General features: G+C 73.4%; 15 protein-coding genes. 7 read left to right on the top strand and 8 right to left on the bottom strand.

What is annotated here, in order from left to right:
- Window positions 1-100: 100 nt before the first annotated feature.
- The 3 genes from K1T35_RS15700 to K1T35_RS15690 are packed head-to-tail and all read left to right on the top strand — an operon-like array spanning window position 101 to window position 4,822.
- Entirely contained in the window at window positions 101-1,651 is a 1,551-nt protein-coding gene (locus K1T35_RS15700) for an APC family permease (RefSeq protein ID WP_220260890.1), read from the top strand.
- Window positions 1,648-3,597 carry a primary-amine oxidase gene (locus K1T35_RS15695; protein WP_220260889.1) on the top strand — a complete coding sequence of 650 codons (1,950 nt, stop codon included), beginning with the start codon at window positions 1,648-1,650 and terminating at the stop codon, window positions 3,595-3,597. Before K1T35_RS15700 ends, K1T35_RS15695 begins: the two co-directional genes overlap by 4 nt.
- 31 nt (window positions 3,598-3,628) lie before the next feature.
- Entirely contained in the window at window positions 3,629-4,822 is a 1,194-nt protein-coding gene (locus K1T35_RS15690; RefSeq protein ID WP_220260888.1) for an ROK family transcriptional regulator, read from the top strand.
- Here K1T35_RS15690 and K1T35_RS15685 read toward each other — a convergent pair.
- The 3 genes from K1T35_RS15685 to K1T35_RS15675 are packed head-to-tail and all read right to left on the bottom strand — an operon-like array spanning window position 4,767 to window position 8,544.
- Window positions 4,767-5,333: an AAA family ATPase gene (locus K1T35_RS15685; RefSeq protein ID WP_220260887.1), complete on the bottom strand. Its 567-nt coding sequence runs from the start codon at window positions 5,331-5,333 to the stop codon at window positions 4,767-4,769. The two genes, K1T35_RS15690 and K1T35_RS15685, sit on opposite strands and share 56 nt — an antisense overlap.
- Window positions 5,330-6,502: a class I SAM-dependent RNA methyltransferase gene (locus K1T35_RS15680; RefSeq protein WP_220260886.1), complete on the bottom strand. Its 1,173-nt coding sequence runs from the start codon at window positions 6,500-6,502 to the stop codon at window positions 5,330-5,332. Before K1T35_RS15680 ends, K1T35_RS15685 begins: the two co-directional genes overlap by 4 nt.
- Window positions 6,499-8,544: an APC family permease gene (locus tag K1T35_RS15675; protein ID WP_220260885.1), complete on the bottom strand. Its 2,046-nt coding sequence runs from the start codon at window positions 8,542-8,544 to the stop codon at window positions 6,499-6,501. The genes K1T35_RS15680 and K1T35_RS15675 overlap by 4 nt, the downstream gene beginning before the upstream one ends.
- A gap of 69 nt (window positions 8,545-8,613) precedes the next feature.
- Between K1T35_RS15675 and K1T35_RS15670 the strand changes: the two genes are divergently transcribed.
- Window positions 8,614-9,276, top strand: coding sequence for a TrkA family potassium uptake protein (locus tag K1T35_RS15670; RefSeq protein ID WP_220260884.1), 663 nt, complete (start codon window positions 8,614-8,616; stop codon window positions 9,274-9,276).
- Window positions 9,277-9,279: 3 nt separating this feature from the next.
- Window positions 9,280-9,936 carry a TrkA family potassium uptake protein gene (locus tag K1T35_RS15665; RefSeq protein WP_220260883.1) on the top strand — a complete coding sequence of 219 codons (657 nt, stop codon included), beginning with the start codon at window positions 9,280-9,282 and terminating at the stop codon, window positions 9,934-9,936.
- A gap of 113 nt (window positions 9,937-10,049) precedes the next feature.
- Here the strand turns inward: K1T35_RS15665 and K1T35_RS15660 are convergent, their stop codons facing one another.
- Window positions 10,050-10,727, bottom strand: coding sequence for a DUF3159 domain-containing protein (locus K1T35_RS15660; protein ID WP_255621948.1), 678 nt, complete (start codon window positions 10,725-10,727; stop codon window positions 10,050-10,052).
- A gap of 128 nt (window positions 10,728-10,855) precedes the next feature.
- The gene (locus K1T35_RS15655; protein ID WP_220260882.1) at window positions 10,856-11,239 is read right to left on the bottom strand and encodes an OB-fold nucleic acid binding domain-containing protein; all 384 of its coding nucleotides are present in this window, start codon (window positions 11,237-11,239) and stop codon (window positions 10,856-10,858) included.
- Between the two features lie 185 nt (window positions 11,240-11,424).
- On the opposite strand from K1T35_RS15655, the gene K1T35_RS15650 reads away from it, so the two are divergent.
- Window positions 11,425-12,069: an alpha/beta hydrolase gene (locus K1T35_RS15650; protein WP_255621946.1), complete on the top strand. Its 645-nt coding sequence runs from the start codon at window positions 11,425-11,427 to the stop codon at window positions 12,067-12,069.
- A 2-nt stretch (window positions 12,070-12,071) separates the two neighbouring features.
- Here the strand turns inward: K1T35_RS15650 and K1T35_RS15645 are convergent, their stop codons facing one another.
- Both K1T35_RS15645 and dut read right to left on the bottom strand, forming a co-directional pair.
- The gene (locus tag K1T35_RS15645) at window positions 12,072-14,783 is read right to left on the bottom strand and encodes a DUF3710 domain-containing protein (protein ID WP_220260880.1); all 2,712 of its coding nucleotides are present in this window, start codon (window positions 14,781-14,783) and stop codon (window positions 12,072-12,074) included.
- Entirely contained in the window at window positions 14,783-15,235 is a 453-nt protein-coding gene (gene dut / locus K1T35_RS15640; RefSeq protein WP_220262626.1) for a dUTP diphosphatase, read from the bottom strand. Before dut ends, K1T35_RS15645 begins: the two co-directional genes overlap by 1 nt.
- A gap of 107 nt (window positions 15,236-15,342) precedes the next feature.
- Between dut and K1T35_RS15635 the strand changes: the two genes are divergently transcribed.
- Complete coding sequence (locus K1T35_RS15635; RefSeq protein ID WP_220260879.1) at window positions 15,343-15,864, top strand: DUF3093 domain-containing protein; 522 nt, start codon at window positions 15,343-15,345, stop codon at window positions 15,862-15,864.
- Between the two features lie 78 nt (window positions 15,865-15,942).
- Here the strand turns inward: K1T35_RS15635 and K1T35_RS15630 are convergent, their stop codons facing one another.
- Complete coding sequence (locus K1T35_RS15630; protein WP_075949968.1) at window positions 15,943-16,245, bottom strand: DUF4193 domain-containing protein; 303 nt, start codon at window positions 16,243-16,245, stop codon at window positions 15,943-15,945.
- Window positions 16,246-16,415 lie beyond the last annotated feature (170 nt).

Here is a 16,415-nt window from a genome sequence, read left to right as displayed (position 1 = left end):
ACGGAGCGTCAGCGCGTTCACCCGGCCGTGACACGGCGGACACGTGGGCTGCTCACGCTGCTCAGAGGTAGTCCCCCATGCCTCAGACCCCGGAGCTGCCATGACCGCCGCACCCACCGCAGGCCCCCAGGCCGGCGCCCCGCTCCCCCCGGAAGAGTCCGACGGCCTCGCCGGTGGCGCACTCGGCCTCACGTCGGTGCTGTTCTGCATCGTCACCGGCGCGGCCCCGCTCGCCGCGATGCTGTTCAACGTCCCCGTCGCGACGCTCGGCGGCGGCTATGCCTCCCCCGCCGCGTTCGCCGTCGCCACCGTCGCGTTGACGATCTTCTCGGTCGGCTACATCGCCATGTGCCGTCGGGTGACGTCGGCCGGCGGCTTCTACACGTTCGTCACCCGCGGCCTCGGACGCGTGCTCGGCTTGGGCTCGGGGCTGCTGATCGCGCTCTGCTACATGGTGTTCACCGCCGCCGTGACCGGCACGATGGGCTACTTCGCCTCGACGACGGTGGCGAGCCTGACCGGCCTCGAGCTGCCAGCGTGGGTCTACATGATCGTCGGACTCGCGCTGATGACCGCGTTCGCCCTGTTCCACATCGAGCTCACCGCGAAGGTGCTCGGGGTTGCGCTGGTCGCCGAGGTGGTCGTGCTCGTGGTGCTCGCGGTCGGCGTCTTCGCGAGCGGCGGCGCCGAGGGCTTCTCGCTCGCCCCGCTCAACCCACTTGCGATCTTCGACAACCCGGCCGCGGTGCAGGTGTTCGGCGCGGGCGCGTCCGGCATCGCGCTGTTCGCGGCGTTCTGGTCGTGGGTGGGCTTCGAGATGGCCCCCAACTACGCCGAGGAGACCCGCGACCCGCACAAGATCGCCCGCACCGCCACATACGGCTCGGTCATCGGGCTCGGCGTCCTGTACGTGATCATCTCCTACGTCTACGTCACCGGCTGGGGCCTCACCGGCGCCGTCGAGGCGGTGCAGGCGCAGTACGCGGGCGAGATCGCCTCCGCGTTCTACCCGCTGACCGACCGGTACGTGGGCGCGTGGGCCACGGTCCTGATGGAGATCCTCATCGTGACGGGGTCGTTCGCCTGCGCGATGGCGTTCTACAACACCAGCGCCCGCTACCTGTTCGCCCTCGGCCGCGAGGGCGTGCTGCCCACGGCGCTCGCCCGCACGTCCCACCGGCACAGCCCGGTCGTCGCGTCGATGACCGTGACCGCCCTCGTCGGCCTGTACTGCCTCGCCTTCGTGCTCTACGACCCCAGCAACGAGGGCGCGCTGCTCAAGCTCGGCACCTGGTCGCCGCTGCTCGGCGTCCTCGGCATCCTCGGCGTGCAGGCGCTCGTCTCGATCGCGATCATCCGCTACTTCCTGACCACCGCGCGCGACGGCTTCCGCTGGTGGTCCACGCTCGTCGCTCCCGTCCTCGGGTTCGCCGCGATGGCAGGCGCGTGCGTGCTGCTCATCGTCAACCGCTACGACCTGGCAGGCGCGGCCGACGCCGCGTTCATCGTGCTGCTGCCATGGGTGGTGCTCGCCGTTTTCGTCGCGGGCCTCGTCCTCGGGCTGGTGTTGCGTAGCCGCTATCCCGACCGCTACACCCGGATCGGGCAGTTCGAGGTGCCCGAGACCGAGCCGACTGGAGCCGCCGCATGACCGCCGTCGAGGAGCCCACCGTCACCGTCACCACCGCGCACCCACTCGAGCCGCTGACCGCGGACGAGATCGGCGCCGCGGCCGCGCTGCTGCGCGCCGAGCAGGGCCTTGGCGACTCCGTGCGCTTCGTGTTCGTGGCCCTGCACGAGCCGCCGAAGTCCGCCGTCCTCGCGTGGACGCCGGACGCCGCGCCGCTGCCGCGGGAGGCGCACGTCGTGCTCTACGACCGCACCGAGCGGGCGACGTACGAGGCCGTCGTCTCGCTGACCGACCGCGCCGTTCTGTCCTGGACACCGGTCGAAGGCGTACAGCCGCCGATCATGGCCGAGGAGTTCACGTCCTGCGAGGCCATCGTGCAGGCGGACCCGCGGTGGCAGGAGGCCATGCGCAGGCGCGGGATCGAGGACTTCTCCCTCGCCATGGTCGACCCGTGGGCGTCCAGCTGGACCGGGCCGCAGGACGACCCGTCGGCCCGCCGCATCGTCCGCCCGCTCACCTGGGTGCGCTCGGCACCCGGCGAACACGGCTACGCCCGGCCCGTCGAGGGCCTGGTCGTGGTGGTGGACCTGGACGCAGGCGAGGTGGTCGAGGTCGCCGACCACGGCGTCGTGCCGCTGCCCACGCAGCCGGGCAACTACGAGGAGCCGTGGCTCTTCGAACCCGGCAACGTGCCCGCCGTCGAGGCCTACCGGGCCGACGTGGCGCCGATCTCGATCACCCAGCCCGACGGGCCGAGCTTCACCGTCGACGGGCACGCGGTCACCTGGCTCGGCTGGGAGCTGCGGATCGGGTTCACGCCGCGCGAGGGCCTCGTCCTGCACGAGGTCGGCTACGCGGGCAGGCCGATCGTCTACCGCGCCTCGCTGGCCGAGATGTACGTGCCGTACGGCGACCCCGCGCCGACGCACCGGTTCAAGAACGTGTTCGACCAGGGCGAGTACGGCGTCGGCTGGCTCGCGAACTCCCTCACGCTCGGCTGCGACTGCGTGGGCCACATCCACTACGTCGACGGCGTCGTGAACGACAACGACGGCGCTCCGGTCACGATCCCGAACGCCGTCTGCATGCACGAGGAGGACGCCGGGATCGCCTGGAAGCACACCGACTTCCGAACCGGTGCGGTGCAGGTGCGCCGCCGCAGGCGGCTGGTGATCTCGACGATCGTGACCGTCGGGAACTACGAGTACGGCTACTTCTGGTACCTCTACACGGACGGCACGATCGAGTACGAGGTCAAGCTCACCGGCGTGATCTCCACCGGCGCCGTGGCCCCCGGCGAGGTGCCGGCGCACGGCACCCTGGTCGCCCCCGGCCTCTACGGGCCGAACCACCAGCACTTCTTCTGCGTGCGGCTGGACATGACCGTCGACGGCACCGCCAACACCGTGGTGGAGATCGACTCCGCGCCGAGCCCGCCCGGCCCGGCGAACCCCCACGGCAACGCATGGCAGACCCACCGCACGGTGCTCACCAGCGAGGCCGTGGCCCAGCGGGACCTCGACGCGACGAAGGCCCGGTACTGGAAGATCGAGAGTGCCGAGCGGACCTCCGTGCTCGGGGCACCGACCGCGTACGCGCTGATGCCAGGGGCGAACGTGCCGCCGATGTACTCACCCGAGGCGATGTTCGCCCCGCGGGCCGGGTTCACCCAGCACCAGCTGTGGGTCACGGCCGCCGACGACACCCAGCGCTACGCGGCGGGCGACTACCCCAACCAGCACCCGGGCGGGCAGGGCCTTCCGGCGTACGTGACGGATGACCGGCCACTCGAAGGCCAGGACGTGGTGGTCTGGTACACCTTCGGCGCCCACCACGTGGTGCGGCCGGAGGACTGGCCGGTGATGCCGGTGAGCACGGTGGGCTTCATGCTCAAGCCCAGCGGGTTCTTCGACGGCAACCCGTCGCTCGACCTCCCGCCGTCAGCGCCGCACTGCCACGGGAGCTAGTTCATAGCGGGCGTAAATCTAAGCTGGCCGAGTGGACCCGGAGCGGATCGTCGCGCCGTCCTCGCGGATGGTGCGCGAGGCGAGTGCCCGGCTCGTACTCGACCGCATGTGGCATGCGCCCGTGGTGACCGGCAGCGATCTCATGGCAGCCACCGGGCTGTCCCGCGCGACCGTCCACGACGTCTGTGAGGAGCTCATCGAGCGGGGCTGGGTGCGCGAGGTGGCCAACCAGCGCGAGTTCGGCGGCTACCAGAAGGGCCGCCCCGCCCGCCGGTACGCGTTCGACCCGCAGGCGGGTCTTGTCGTCGGCGTCGACGCCGGCGAGCACCGGGTCGGGGCGATCGTCGCGGACCTGCGCGGCGTCGAGCTGGGCCGGCACCAGAGCCTGCCCCACGGCGGGTTCGGCGATCCCGCCGAACGCCTGGACATCGTGGGTGAGGCGATCACGGCCGCGCTGGCCGCGGCGGACGTCCGGGTACGGCGCGTGCTGACCGTCACGGTCGGCGTGCCCGCCCCGGTCGACGCCGCGGGCCGCACGGCCTTTCGCGGCAACCCGTACTGGGAGCTGATGAACCCCGACATCGGCGAGCGGCTGCGCGATCGCCACGGCTGGCGCACGATCGTCGACAACGACGCCAACCTCGCCGCGCTCGCCGAGGGCTGGCGCGGTCACGGCCGCGGGGAGCGGCACTTCGTCGCGCTGCTCGCCGGCGAGCGGCTCGGTGCCGGCATCGTCGAGGACGGGCGGCTCCTGCGCGGGGTGCGCGGCGGTGCTGGTGAGATGCGGTTCCTCGACCTGGTCGCGGGGGTCGGCTCCACCGACGGGATCGCGAAGCTCGCCCGTGAGTGGGCGCGCGAGGCGCTCGCCGAGCCGGTGGCGCGGTCCGTGCTGGCGCCCGACCCCGATGCGGCGTCGGTGTTCGCCGCTGCCACCGCAGGCGACGCACTGGCCGCCGGCGTCGTCGACCGGATCGCCGAGCGGATGGCCCGGGTGATCGCCACGCTCGCCAGCCTGGTGGACACCGACCAGGTGATCATCGCCGGCCGGGTGGCGGCGTCCTGTGGCTCGCTGGTCTCGACGGTGCAGGAGCTGCTGGCGCGCCACGGCGACCCACCGCCGCGCGTGCTGGCCTCGACTCTCGGCGGGGACGCGGTGATGCTCGGCGCCGTCAAGCGGAGCCTTGACGACGTCCGCGAGCACGCCTTGCAGCTCGCGGTCGGGTGAGAGCTCGGGCCGTGCCGACGTGGGTCAGCGCCGCCGCGAGGTTGGCCTCCGCGTCGTCCATCGAGTCCAGGCGCAGCACCGGCTCGGTCCACGGCTCGTACTGCCGCGCGCGCACGTCTGCCCATGTCGGCTCGCGTAGCGCGAGCCCGCGCGAGCGGCCCTCCAGGCGGGCGCGGTGCACCGCCGGGTCGGAGCAGACGACCTCCACGACGGCCCGCGGGACGCCCCGCCGCGTGGCGAGCGCCCGCCACTGCTCCCGCGCAGGCGCGACCGCGTTGACGGCGTCGACCACCACGGGTACTCCTGCGCCGAGCGCGTCGTCCGCCACGGTCTCGGCGGCGAGGTAAGCGGCGAGGCCGGTGGGCTCGCCCGCGGCGATGCCTGCCCGCAGCATGGCGTCCTCCAGCAGGTCCACGACCACCAGCGCGGCCCGCAGCCGCTCGGCAAGGGGGTGGGCGAGCGCGGACTTGCCACTTCCCGGCAACCCCGCGAGGACCACAAGCACGCTCACGTGCGGCTCAGCAGCGCCACGGACTCGAAGTGGTGGGTCATCGGGAACGCGTCGAACGCCCGCAGCTCGGCGACGCGGTATCCCCGCGCGGTGAAGAGCGCCAGGTCGCGGGCGAGCGCGGCCGGGTCGCAGGCCACGTGCACCACGCGGTCGGGGCCCCGCGCGCACAGCGCGTCGACGAGCTCGCGGCCGAGCCCGCGCCGGGGCGGGTCGGCCACCACCACATCCGGCCGGCCGTCCAGATCGGGCAACACGCGTTCGACGCGCCCGGTCCGCCAGCCGACCTGCGGCAGATCGGCGAGTGCCGCCCGCCCGTCGGAGACGGCCCGGGCCGAGGACTCCACGACGACGACCTGGCCGTCCGGCCCCACCTGCCCGGCGAGCACCGCCGCGAATAGGCCGACGCCGCCGTAGAGGTCCCACGCCGTACCGCCGGACGGCGCGGCCGCCCAGTCCGCGACGACCGACGCGAGCACATCCGGCAACGCCGGGTGGACCTGCCAGAACACGCCCGGCGAGAGCAGCCACTCACGCCCGGCCGCGCGCTGCACAGCAGGGGCACCCCCGGCGTGCACGACGCCGTCCGCGTCGACGACCACCTCGACCTCGCCACCCGGCGGGAACCGGTGCTCGAGCACGGGTGGCAGCGCGCCGGCCGGGGTGATCGGGCAGTCCGCGATCGGCAGGACGTCGTGGCTGCGGTGGGCGCGCAGACCGGGCCTGCCGTGTTCGTCGACGGCCAGCCGCACCCGGTGGCGCCAGCCGAGCGCCCCGCCGGGCAGCTCCTCGACCTCCACCACCCGCTCGATCCCCGCCAGCCTGCGCAGCTGCTCGGCGAGCACCGCGGCCTTGAGCTCGCGCTGCAGGGCCGGGTCGGCGTGCTGGAAGTCGCACCCGCCGCAGCCCCCTGCCCGCGCCCACACGCATGGCGCCGGTACCCGCAGCGGTGCCGCCTCCCGCACCTCAACCGCATCGGCCCGGCAGAACGCGCCGCCGCCGTCCTCGACGACCACGGCGAGCACCCGTTCCCCTGGCAACGCGTGCCGGACGAACACCACGCGGCCCTCGTGGCGCGCCACGCAGTGCCCGCCGTGCGCGACCGGGCCGACGTCGAGCTCCAGCACCCGATCCGTCCAGTCGAGTGCTGGCTCCGAGACCGCCTGCTTCACGACCGCCGCTGCCCCACTGCCGTCTTGGGCTGCTTCGGCGCGCCGTCGTCACGGGCCACGGGCTCGTAGCCCCGGCGCGACGAGCCCGGCGGGGTCTCCGGCCGGCGGGTGACGACCCGCTCGGACGAGCGCAGCTGCCACGGCACGCTCGTGACCATCACGCCCGGCTGGAACAGCAGCCTGCCCTTGAGCCGCAGCGCACTCTGGTTGTGCAGGATCTGCTCCCACCAGTGGCCCACGACGTACTCGGGGATGAACACGGTGACGACGTCACGCGGGTTCCTGCTGCGGATCCGCTTGACGTAGTCGAGCACCGGCTTGGTGATCTCCCGGTAGGGCGACTCCACGACCTTGAGCGGCACCGGGAGCTTGCGCTGGTCCCACTCGCGCATGAGCCGTTTCGTGTCGGCGTCGTCCACGTTGACCGTGACCGCTTCCAGCACGTCGGGCCGGGTGGCGCGGGCGTAGGCGAGCGCGCGCAGCGTGGGCTTGTGCAGCGTGGACACGAGCACGATCGCGTGGTTGCGCGACGGCAGCACCGCGTCGGTCTCCCCCGCCACCAGCTCGAGGGCCACCCGGTCGTAATGGCGCCGGATCGCCTGCATCATCACGTAGAACACGGCCATCGCGGCGATCGCGATCCAGGCTCCCCGGGTGAACTTCGTGATCAGCACGACGACGAGCACGAGGCCGGTCATCACGGCACCGAAACCGTTGATCATGCGCGCGCGCTGCATCCGCCGCCGCGCAGCCAGGTCGGTCTCAGTGGCGAGCAACCGGTTCCAGTGCCGCAGCATGCCCGACTGGCTGAGGGTGAACGAGGTGAACACCCCGACTGTGTAGAGCGCGATGAGGCGGGTGACCTCGGCCTGGAACCCGACGACCAGCACGATCGCCACGGCCGCGAGGATGACGATCCCGTTCGAGAACGCCAGCCGGTCGCCACGGGTGTGCAGCTGCCGGGGCAGGTACCGGTCCTGGGACAGGATCGACCCGAGCACCGGGAAGCCGTTGTACGCGGTGTTCGCGGCCAGCACCAGGATCAGCGCCGTCACGACCACCACGAAGATGAACCCGGCCGGGAAGTCGTCGAACACGGCCTCGGCCAGCTGGGCGACGAGCGTTTCCTGCACGTAGCCGGGTGGGGCGCCCACGATCTGCTCCGCCGGGTGCTCGGCGATCTTCGCGCCGGTGAGGTGCGCGAGCACGATGAGGCCGGAGAACATCGATACCGAGATGACCCCGAGCAGGAGCAAGGTCGTCGCCGCATTGCGGGACTTCGGCTTGCGGAACGCCGGCACGCCGTTGCTGATCGCCTCCACTCCGGTGAGCGCCGCGCAGCCCTGGGTGAACGACCGCAGGACCAGCAGTGCGAGTGCGAGCCCGGTGAACGCGTCGCCCTCCGCCAGCAGCTCGATGTCGGCGCTCGGCGCGCGCACGACGTCGCCGAACAGCAGGATCCGCGTCAGACCCCAGATGATCATGGAGCCGAGGCCGAGCATGAACAGGTAGGTCGGGACCGCGAACGCGACACCGGACTCCCGCACCCCACGCAGGTTGATGGCGGTGAGCACGACGATCGCGGCCACCGCGAACCCGACCTTGTGCTCACCGACGTACGGGATCAGTGCTCCGACGTTGGCCGCGGCCGCGGAGATCGAGACAGCGACGGTCAGCGTGTAGTCGACCAGCAGCGCGCTCGCGACGGCGACTCCCGCCCTCTGACCGAGGTTGACCGTGGCCACCTCGTAGTCGCCCCCGCCGGACGGGTACGCGTGCACGACCTGCCGGTAGCTGGTGACCACGGTGAGCAGCACCACCACGACCGCGAGACCGACCCACGGCGAGAACGCGTACGCGGAGAGCCCCGCCACCGACAGCGTCAGGAAGATCTCCTCCGGGGCGTATGCCACGGAGGACATCGCGTCGGAGGCGAACACGGGAAGCGCGATCCGCTTGGGGAGCAGAGTGTGAGCCAGGCGGTCGCTGCGCTGCGGCCGCCCGACCAGAAGCCGCTTGACAGCCACGCCGAGCTTGGACACGGGGAAAGCCTATGCGGTGCGTCGGCGCACCACGCGATAGCGTTCCCGCGACCCTGGGAGGGCAGTGCGTTGTACGTCGTCATCATGGGGTGCGGCCGGGTCGGGGCGGCACTTGCCGCCGGGCTGGACCGGCTCGGCCACGAGGTCGCGGTGATCGACCGCAGCCGGCAGGCCTTCCGCAGGCTGAGCCCCGACTTCCGGGGCAAGCAGGTTGTCGGTGAGGGCTACCACCGCGAGGTGCTCGTGGAGGCCGGGGTCGAGCGCGCCCAGGCCTTCGCCGCCGTCTCGAGCGGCGACAACTCCAACATCATCTCCGCGCGCGTCGCGCGGGAGACGTTCGGCGTCGAGCGCGTCGTCGCCCGCATCTACGACGCCAAGCGCGCCGCCGTCTACGAGCGGCTCGGGATCCCGACCGTCGCCACCGTCCCGTGGAGCACGGACCGCTTCCTGCGGATGCTGCTCCCCGACGGCGTGGCATCGGCGTGGCGCGAGCCCACCGGCACCGTCGCGATCCTGCCGCTGCCGGTGCACGAGGAGTGGGTGGGGCACCCGATCCGCGAGCTCGAGTCCGCCGCGGGCTGCCGCGTTGCCTTCATCGTGCGGTTCGGCACCGGCGTCCTGCCCGGCCACGACACCGCGGTGCAGGCCGAGGACACCATCTACGTCGCGGCCGTGTCCGGCACCGTCAGTGACGTCACCGCGGCCGCCGGCGCGCCACCCCAGGAAGGCTGAGAGATGCGCATCGCGATCGCGGGAGCCGGGGCCGTCGGCCGCTCCATCGCGCTGGAACTGGTGGAGAGCAAACACCAGGTGATGCTCATCGAGCGCGAACTCGCCAACATCGAGCCCGAGGCGGTGGAACGCGCCGAGTGGGTGCACGCCGACGCCTGCGAGCTCGCCTCCCTCGAGGAGGCCGGAATGGAGAGCTGCGACGTCGTCATCGCCGCCACCGGCGACGACAAGGTCAACCTCGTCGTGTCGCTGCTCGCCAAGACGGAGTTCGCGGTGCGCCGCGTCGTGGCCCGGGTGAACGACCCGCGCAACGAGTGGCTGTTCAACGACAACTGGGGCGTCGACGTCGCCGTCTCCACGCCCCGCCTCCTCGCCGCGCTCGTGGAGGAGGCGGTGGCGGTCGGAGACCTGGTGCGGCTGCTCACGCTGCGCCAGGGCCAGGCCAACCTCGTGGAGGTCACGCTGCCCGAGGACACCCCGCTCGCCGGGCGACCGGTGCGGTCGCTGAAGCTGCCGACCGACTCGGCGCTCCTCGTGATCCTGCGGGGCGGGCGGGTCATCGTGCCGCAAGCCGACGACGCCCTCGAACCGGGCGACGAACTGCTGTTCGTCGCCACCTCAGCCGTCGAGGAGGACATCCGGTCCGCGCTGGGCGTCTGAGAGCCCTCGGTGGTCGAGTAGGGACGGGCGCCCAGCGCCGGCCCGTATCGCCACACGCATCAAGGCATTCGCGGCTGCGGGCTCGATACGCGACCTGCGGGTGGGTGGGTAGGTCAGGCCGGGGCCGGGTCGCGCCGCGCCCGCCGCACGGCCCAGATCGTGCCGAGCAGCGCCAGCCCGACGAGCGGGTAGCCCATGGCCAGCCGCGCGATGCCCAGCCACGTCGCCTCGTCGGCGTTGTAGAGCCAGCCCTGCACCACGACGCGGGAGGCGAACACGAGCGTCCAGAGCGCGGTGGCGAACGTGTAGGCGCGCAGCAGACGGGGGTCGGCCCGCCAGGACTGGCCGTCGCCGTTCACCGCGTGCCATACGACGCCTGCGAGCGGCCAGCGGACCACCATCGAGACCAGGAACGCCAGCCCGCAAGCCGCGCTGAAGAGCAGGCCGGGCAGGTAGAAGCCGCGGGCGTCGCCGGTGCGGTACGCGATGAACGCCGCGACGCCCACGCCGAGGAGACCGGAGACGGCCGGCTGCAGCGCCTGCTTCCGCGCGATCCGCCACACGGCGATCGCGACACCCGCCACCAGCGCGGAGATCACCGCGGGCTGCAGCCCGAACGCCACGTTCCCGACGACGAACACCGCGACCGGGATGGTGGAGGCGACGACGCCCTGCACGCCGCCCATCTGGTCGAGCAGGGTGGGGTACTCGCGCTCATGGCGCGACCCGTCGGCCGCCTCACCATCGGTCTGGGACTCAGGAGTGGGGCCTGAGGTCGGGCCGTGGGTCACGGTGCTCCTCGCGCCCCGGACGGGGTCCGGCGCGTGTCTCGACGGGTTCCAGGTGCCGCTGAGCGTGCCAGCGTCGCCGAGGGTACCCGGGCCCGGTTCTCCGGTTGTCCGGAGGGAATCGGCCGCCGCTACGAGGTGGTGGCGGGGCAGATCTCGTAGAACGGGTTGTAGAGGACCTTCCGCCCGTCCCGCAGGGCGAGCCGTCCGCGCACGCGCATGGTGCGACCCGGCTCGATGCCGGGGATGCGCCGCCTGCCGAGCCAGATCAGCGTGACGCCGTCGGTGCCGTCGAACAGCTCGGCCTCCAGCGACGCGTCGGCGTCCCGCGGCCGGAACTCGACGCTGCGCAGCCGGCCGAGCATCGTGACCTCCTGCCCGCAGGCGCAGTCGGACGCGCGCTGCGCGCCGGACTTCTGCGCACCGGCCTCGAGGTCGTCGGCATCCAGCTCGTCCACATCACTGGTCAGCCGGCGCAGCATACGGCGGAAGGCACCACCATCGGTGCTGGTCATCTGTCCCCCAGCTCGCTCGGCCCTGTGCTAGGCCCGATAACGTTTCAAGCGTAACTCGCCGGAAACCATCTCCGCTGACCTCACGGGCCACCTTTTCGCCAGCTCCCGGCGAACGGTCGGCGGTTCGCGCCGTCCGGGCGGCGATGCTGCCCGGATCCGGATCGGACGCCCGTTTCGTCCGATCCGTGTTCGAGTCCGCGCTCGCGGCGCAAGGCATGGCCCTCGACGCGGTGGCACCACGCCCCGGCGCGGACGTCGTGGCGGGATACCGGGCGGCGCTCGACGCCGCGGCGGACCGGCCAGGCGCGTTCCTCGTCGGCGGGATCTCCCTCGGCGCGCACGTCGCCACGGCCTGGGCCGCCGACCGGGCGCCCGCGGGACTCGCCGGCGTTCTGGTGGTGATGCCGGCCTGGACCGGCCCGCCCGACGGCGCACCCGCGGCCGCGGCGGCGCGGGCCACGGCGGGGCAGGTCCGAGCCCGCGGACTCGCGGCGGCCGTGGCGGCGGCACGGGCTGGCACACCCCCGTGGCTGGCCGACGAGCTGGCCCGCGCATGGGCCGGCTACGGCACGAGCCTCGCCGACGCGCTCGACGCCGCAGCGGCCCAACCAGCCCCCGACCTGGTCACGCTCGGTTCGCTCGCGGTGCCGGTGGGGATCGTCGCCCTCGTCGACGACCCGGTGCACCCGCTGGGCACCGCTCGCGCATGGGCACAGGCACTGCCACGCGCGGCGATCCGCACCACCACCCTCGCCGCGCTCGGCTCCGACCCCGCCGTGCTCGGCAGGGCCGCCGTGCGGGCGTGGCGGCATGCGGCAGGCGCCGGCTGAGATCAGCGGCGGTGCCGGCGTCTCGGGCGGTTCGGGTCCAGCTCGTTCAACAGCGCCTGCAGCCGGACCGTGGTGTCCGACGCATCGTCCGCCCCTGAGTGCCGGCCGCCGTCGCGGCGCTCCTCGTAGTCGCCGAGGTCGGTGGCCCAGTCGGCGTCCTGCTCACCGGTGTCGATCAAGTACTGGGCGCCAAGGGTGCGGCGAGCGCTCCCGTCGAGCGGTCCGTCGGGCGCGACGAGCCACGGCTCGGTCTGCGACCCGTCACGGATGGGCGCAGACGCCGGTTCGTGCAGCCGACGCCGCCCGCCGGTGCCGGAGATCAGGTCATCACCTGCGTCGGCCTCGCGGCGACGGCGGCCGCCGCCATGGTCGACCGGCGTGGGCTCGCCCAGCCTCCGGCGGCCGCCCGATCCGCCCGATCCGCCCGGTGCGCCGGGCTCCGGCCCGGCTTCCTCCCACGGCTCCCGCAGGTGCCGCCTGCCCGTCGCCGACATGCCGGCGTCCGACACCGGCGCGACGTCGTCCAACGGCTCCCGGATGCGACGGCGGCCCGACGCGGAGACGTCGTCGACCGGCCGGAAGCGGGCGTCCACACCGGCCTGGTGGTACTCGCCCGACCCGTCCGGCGGCCGCGGAGCAGGCTCTCGCGGACCGGTGTCCGGCGCCGCACCGTCCCACGACTCCCGCAACCGCCGCCGACCGGTTCCGGAGACGCCCGCGTCGTCACGCAGCGCGGGCAGCTCGTCGAGGCGCCGCCGTCCACCCGACCGGTCCGCGTCACCGGGTCCCCGCTCCCACGGCTCCCGCGGGCGTTGCCGGCCCGATGCGGACACACCGGTGTCCGGCATCGGCGCCGCGTCGTCCCACTCGCGCAACCGCCTACGACCCGACGCCGACACGCCGGAGTCCGCCGGATCCGCATCCCAGTGGTCCCCGGCGGGCCGTCGCAAACCGTCCGACCCGTTCGGCCGTCCGGGGGTCGTCTCCCACGGCTGCGGGCCGCCGCCGCGCTCTGCCTCGTCCCACGGTTCCCGCAGATGCCGACGACCCGACGCGCTGACACCCGAGTCGGCCACCGGCCCGCTCGGTTCCCGCAACGGTTGCCTGCCCGACGCGCTGACACCAATATCGGCGACCGGCTCCGCACCGTCCCACGGCTCCCGCAGGTGCCGCCTGCCGGACGCGGAGACTCCCTGGTCCGCGTCGAACGGCTCGGCACGTCGCAGGGGTACCCCGTTCACCCGGTCGGGGCCCGGCTCCCGCTGCTGTCGCCTGCCCGACGCGGGCCCGGCCGAGTCGGGGTCCGGCTCGCGCAGCCTGCGCCGTCCACCCGGCTCGCTCAGGTCCCATGGCGCGGTGGAGCCGAGCGCGCCGTCCGGCTGCTGGAGCCGCCGCCGCCCGCTCTCCTGTTCGCGCGGGTACGGGGGCGGCGGCATCTCGGCCACGGGCTCGCGCAGCCGGCGCCGTCCGCCGGGGTAGGACTGCTCGACCGGGCGTTCCGGCAGGTGGCGCCGACCACGGGACGGGGGCGGCGCCACCGGACCCGCTTCGGCCGGCCGGCGCCGGCCACCGGCACCCGGGCCGACGACGGGCAGAGCCTCGGTGGGCGGCACGTCGGCCCCGCCAAGGGGGAACGCCTCCGTGACGGGCGACTCCTCGACCGGACGGGCGACCGGCAGCGCTTCCGTGGGCGGCGGCGCTGCGTTCTCTTCCGCGGCGCGCCACGCCGCGGCTGCCGCCCTGCGCGCCGACGGAGCCTGCTCGCGCAGCGGCGCGTCGGGGCCGGGCCCGGTGGGGATCGTCCCGGCAACGGGCTTCCGGACGGCGCTCCTGGTGTCCGGATGCTCTCCCGCTGCGGCCCTGTCCTCCGCCGCCTGCTCGGCAAGCGCCTCCGCCGCCGCCTTGACCGCGGCCGCCGCGGCGGCCTTGCGCGCCGCCGCCCGCCGCGCGGCAGCCTTCTTGGCGGCCGCCGAGGCGGCATCCGAGTTCGGGGGCGCCGTCTTACCGGGCGCCGTCTTACCCGGCGCCGACTTGCCGGTGGCCGCCTTCGGCGACGACCTCTTCTTGGCGCCCGCCGCGGGCACCGCGGGTGTTTCCGCAGCCTCGGCCGCGAGGTGGTCCGGCATGGCGAGCGGCAGGATCGTGCGCACCGGGAAGGGCTTCTTCCCGCGCGCCACGACGGTGCCGCGCAGCATGCGGCGCAGCTCGGCGTCGAGGTGAGCGGCATGCGCGCTGGGGCCGGTCGCGACGCCGTAGAGCATCCAGCGCGGCCCGTCCACCCCGACGAAGACGGACGTGGCGCCGCCGGATGTCGCGTGCAGTTCGCGGCCCCATTCGCCGGGGAACGACCGCACCCTTGCCCCGCCCTCACGCAACGAACCGTCGATCTCGCGGGAGAGCTCGGGCCACAGCTTCGACGTCTTCGGGGCGGCGAGGGCGCTCACCGACAGCCTGCCCTCCGGCAACCTGATGTGCACGGCCTGCATGCGGTCGCCCGTGGTGGGCTCGACGGTGACGGCGCCGTCCGGCGGCACCGGCACGCGGATCGACCCGAAGTCGACGAGGCCGGCCGCATCGGTGACCTCGGGGTCGAGGCCGTCGCTGTCGTGGGGGCCGGTGGGCGGGAGCGCGGTCTCGGTGTCGAGCGCCAGCCCGCCCCCATCGGCGTCCTTGTCGAACCTGACTTCGCGGGTTCCCCTGTCGCGTCGCGCCACTACGGTCCGTCCCCCGTGCTCAGCCGCTCGTGCCCGCCGGTGGATCCGTGGCCACCCGCGCCGCGTTCGGACGAGGGCAGCTCCGCCACCTCGACGAACCGGGCGTACTCCACTTTCTGCACCACCAGCTGGGCGATCCGGTCGCCGCGGCGCAGCCGCAGCTCGTCGCGCGGATCGAGGTTGATCAGGCAGACCAGGATCTCACCCCGGTAGCCGGCGTCCACGGTGCCCGGCGCGTTGACGATCGACAGCCCGGTGCGTGCGGCCAACCCGGACCGGGGGTGGACGAACCCGGCGTACCCGGGTGGGAGGGCGATGGCAACGCCGGTGCCGACGACGACCCGCTCGCCCGGCGCGAGCACGACGTCGGTGGTGCAGTGCAGATCCGCGCCCGCGTCGCCCGCCCGCGCGTAGGAGGGCACCGGCAACCCTGCGTCGAGCCGGGTGATCATCACCTCGACGCTGGGCGCGGGCGCCGGTACGAGCGGTGCGGTGAGCGGCTCGCGCTGGGGAGTATCGACGGGGCCGGGCACGACGGGCGAGGCTACCCTCGGGTGCCGTGAGCGAGCACCAGTCGGCCACCCCGCCTGCGACGTCCGGCACCCCTCGGTTCGACGAGCGGTTGTCCGTGCCGCTGTGGTGGTACTTGCCGGCGCTCGGCCTGGCGGTGCTGCTCGGCGCCGAGGTGCACATGGGCTACCCGGGCGTCCGCTCGTGGATCGGGTACGCGATCACGATCCCGCTCTGCGTCGGGGCGTTGGTGTGGCTCGGCCACGTGCGGGTGCGGGTCGACGGTGACATGGGCGATGGTGACAAGGGCGACGGCGACGAGGCGGACGGCGAACTGCGGGCCGGCGAGGCCCGCCTCCCGCTGCGCTTCGTCGGTCACGTCGACGTGGTGCCGCGCGAGGGCAAGCAGGCAGCGCTGGGCCCCGAGCTCGACCCGGCCGCCTTCCTGATGCACAGGGCGTGGATCGGGCCGGTCGTCCGGATCGAGGTGACCGACCCGGACAGCGACACGCCGTACTGGATCGTCAGCACCCGCGATCCGGACGCACTCGTCCGGGCGCTCGGCCGTTGACCTCCGGTTCCCCGAACACGACACAGCCCCGAACCGGGGTGCGGTTCGGGGCGGATCGCTCCCCCGTGGATCGGGGGATCAGGCAGCGCAGTCGCGGCAGATGAACTGTCCACCGCTGCTGGATGCCAGCCGGCTGCGGTGATGGACGAGGAAGCAGCTCGCGCAGGTGAACTCGTCCGCCTGCTTGGGCAGCACCTTGACCGTGAGCTCCTCGCCCGACAGGTCGGCGCCCGGCAGCTCGAAGCTCTCCGCCGTGTCCGACTCGTCGACGTCCACGACCGACGACTGGGCCTCGTTGCGACGGGCCTTCAGCTCGTCGAGCGAGTCCTCGGCCATGTCGTCGGTCTCGTTGCGCCGCGGCGCGTCGTAGTCGGTCGCCATTGCTCCCACCCTCTTACACACATGTCGTCGTCGTGCGGCTGGACAACGCCCTAGGGCCGGGGTTTGTGCCCGGCAATTCTGTGACGCACGTCTCAACCCAGCCCCACTCATGGTCGTGATGCGCTATCGCGCCCGCGAAAATGGGACTCCCCCTCGGGGCGCAGAAGGGT

It is taken from the genome of Pseudonocardia sp. DSM 110487 (genome assembly GCF_019468565.1).
GTDB lineage: Bacteria > Actinomycetota > Actinomycetes > Mycobacteriales > Pseudonocardiaceae > Pseudonocardia.
The sequence above is the reverse complement of the archived record's forward strand: the minus strand, read 5'-3'. Positions and strand labels throughout refer to the sequence as shown.

Bases quoted from the DNA above. Each gene is read 5' to 3' on its own strand.
- K1T35_RS15700 (WP_220260890.1), top strand. From the start codon at position 101: ATGACCGCCGCACCCACCGCAGGCCCCCAGGCCGGCGCCCCGCTCCCC.
- K1T35_RS15630 (WP_075949968.1), bottom strand. From the start codon at position 16,245: ATGGCGACCGACTACGACGCGCCGCGGCGCAACGAGACCGACGACATG.
- K1T35_RS15695 (WP_220260889.1), top strand. From the start codon at position 1,648: ATGACCGCCGTCGAGGAGCCCACCGTCACCGTCACCACCGCGCACCCA.
- dut (WP_220262626.1), bottom strand. From the start codon at position 15,235: ATGATCACCCGGCTCGACGCAGGGTTGCCGGTGCCCTCCTACGCGCGG.
- K1T35_RS15665 (WP_220260883.1), top strand. From the start codon at position 9,280: ATGCGCATCGCGATCGCGGGAGCCGGGGCCGTCGGCCGCTCCATCGCG.
- K1T35_RS15655 (WP_220260882.1), bottom strand. From the start codon at position 11,239: ATGACCAGCACCGATGGTGGTGCCTTCCGCCGTATGCTGCGCCGGCTG.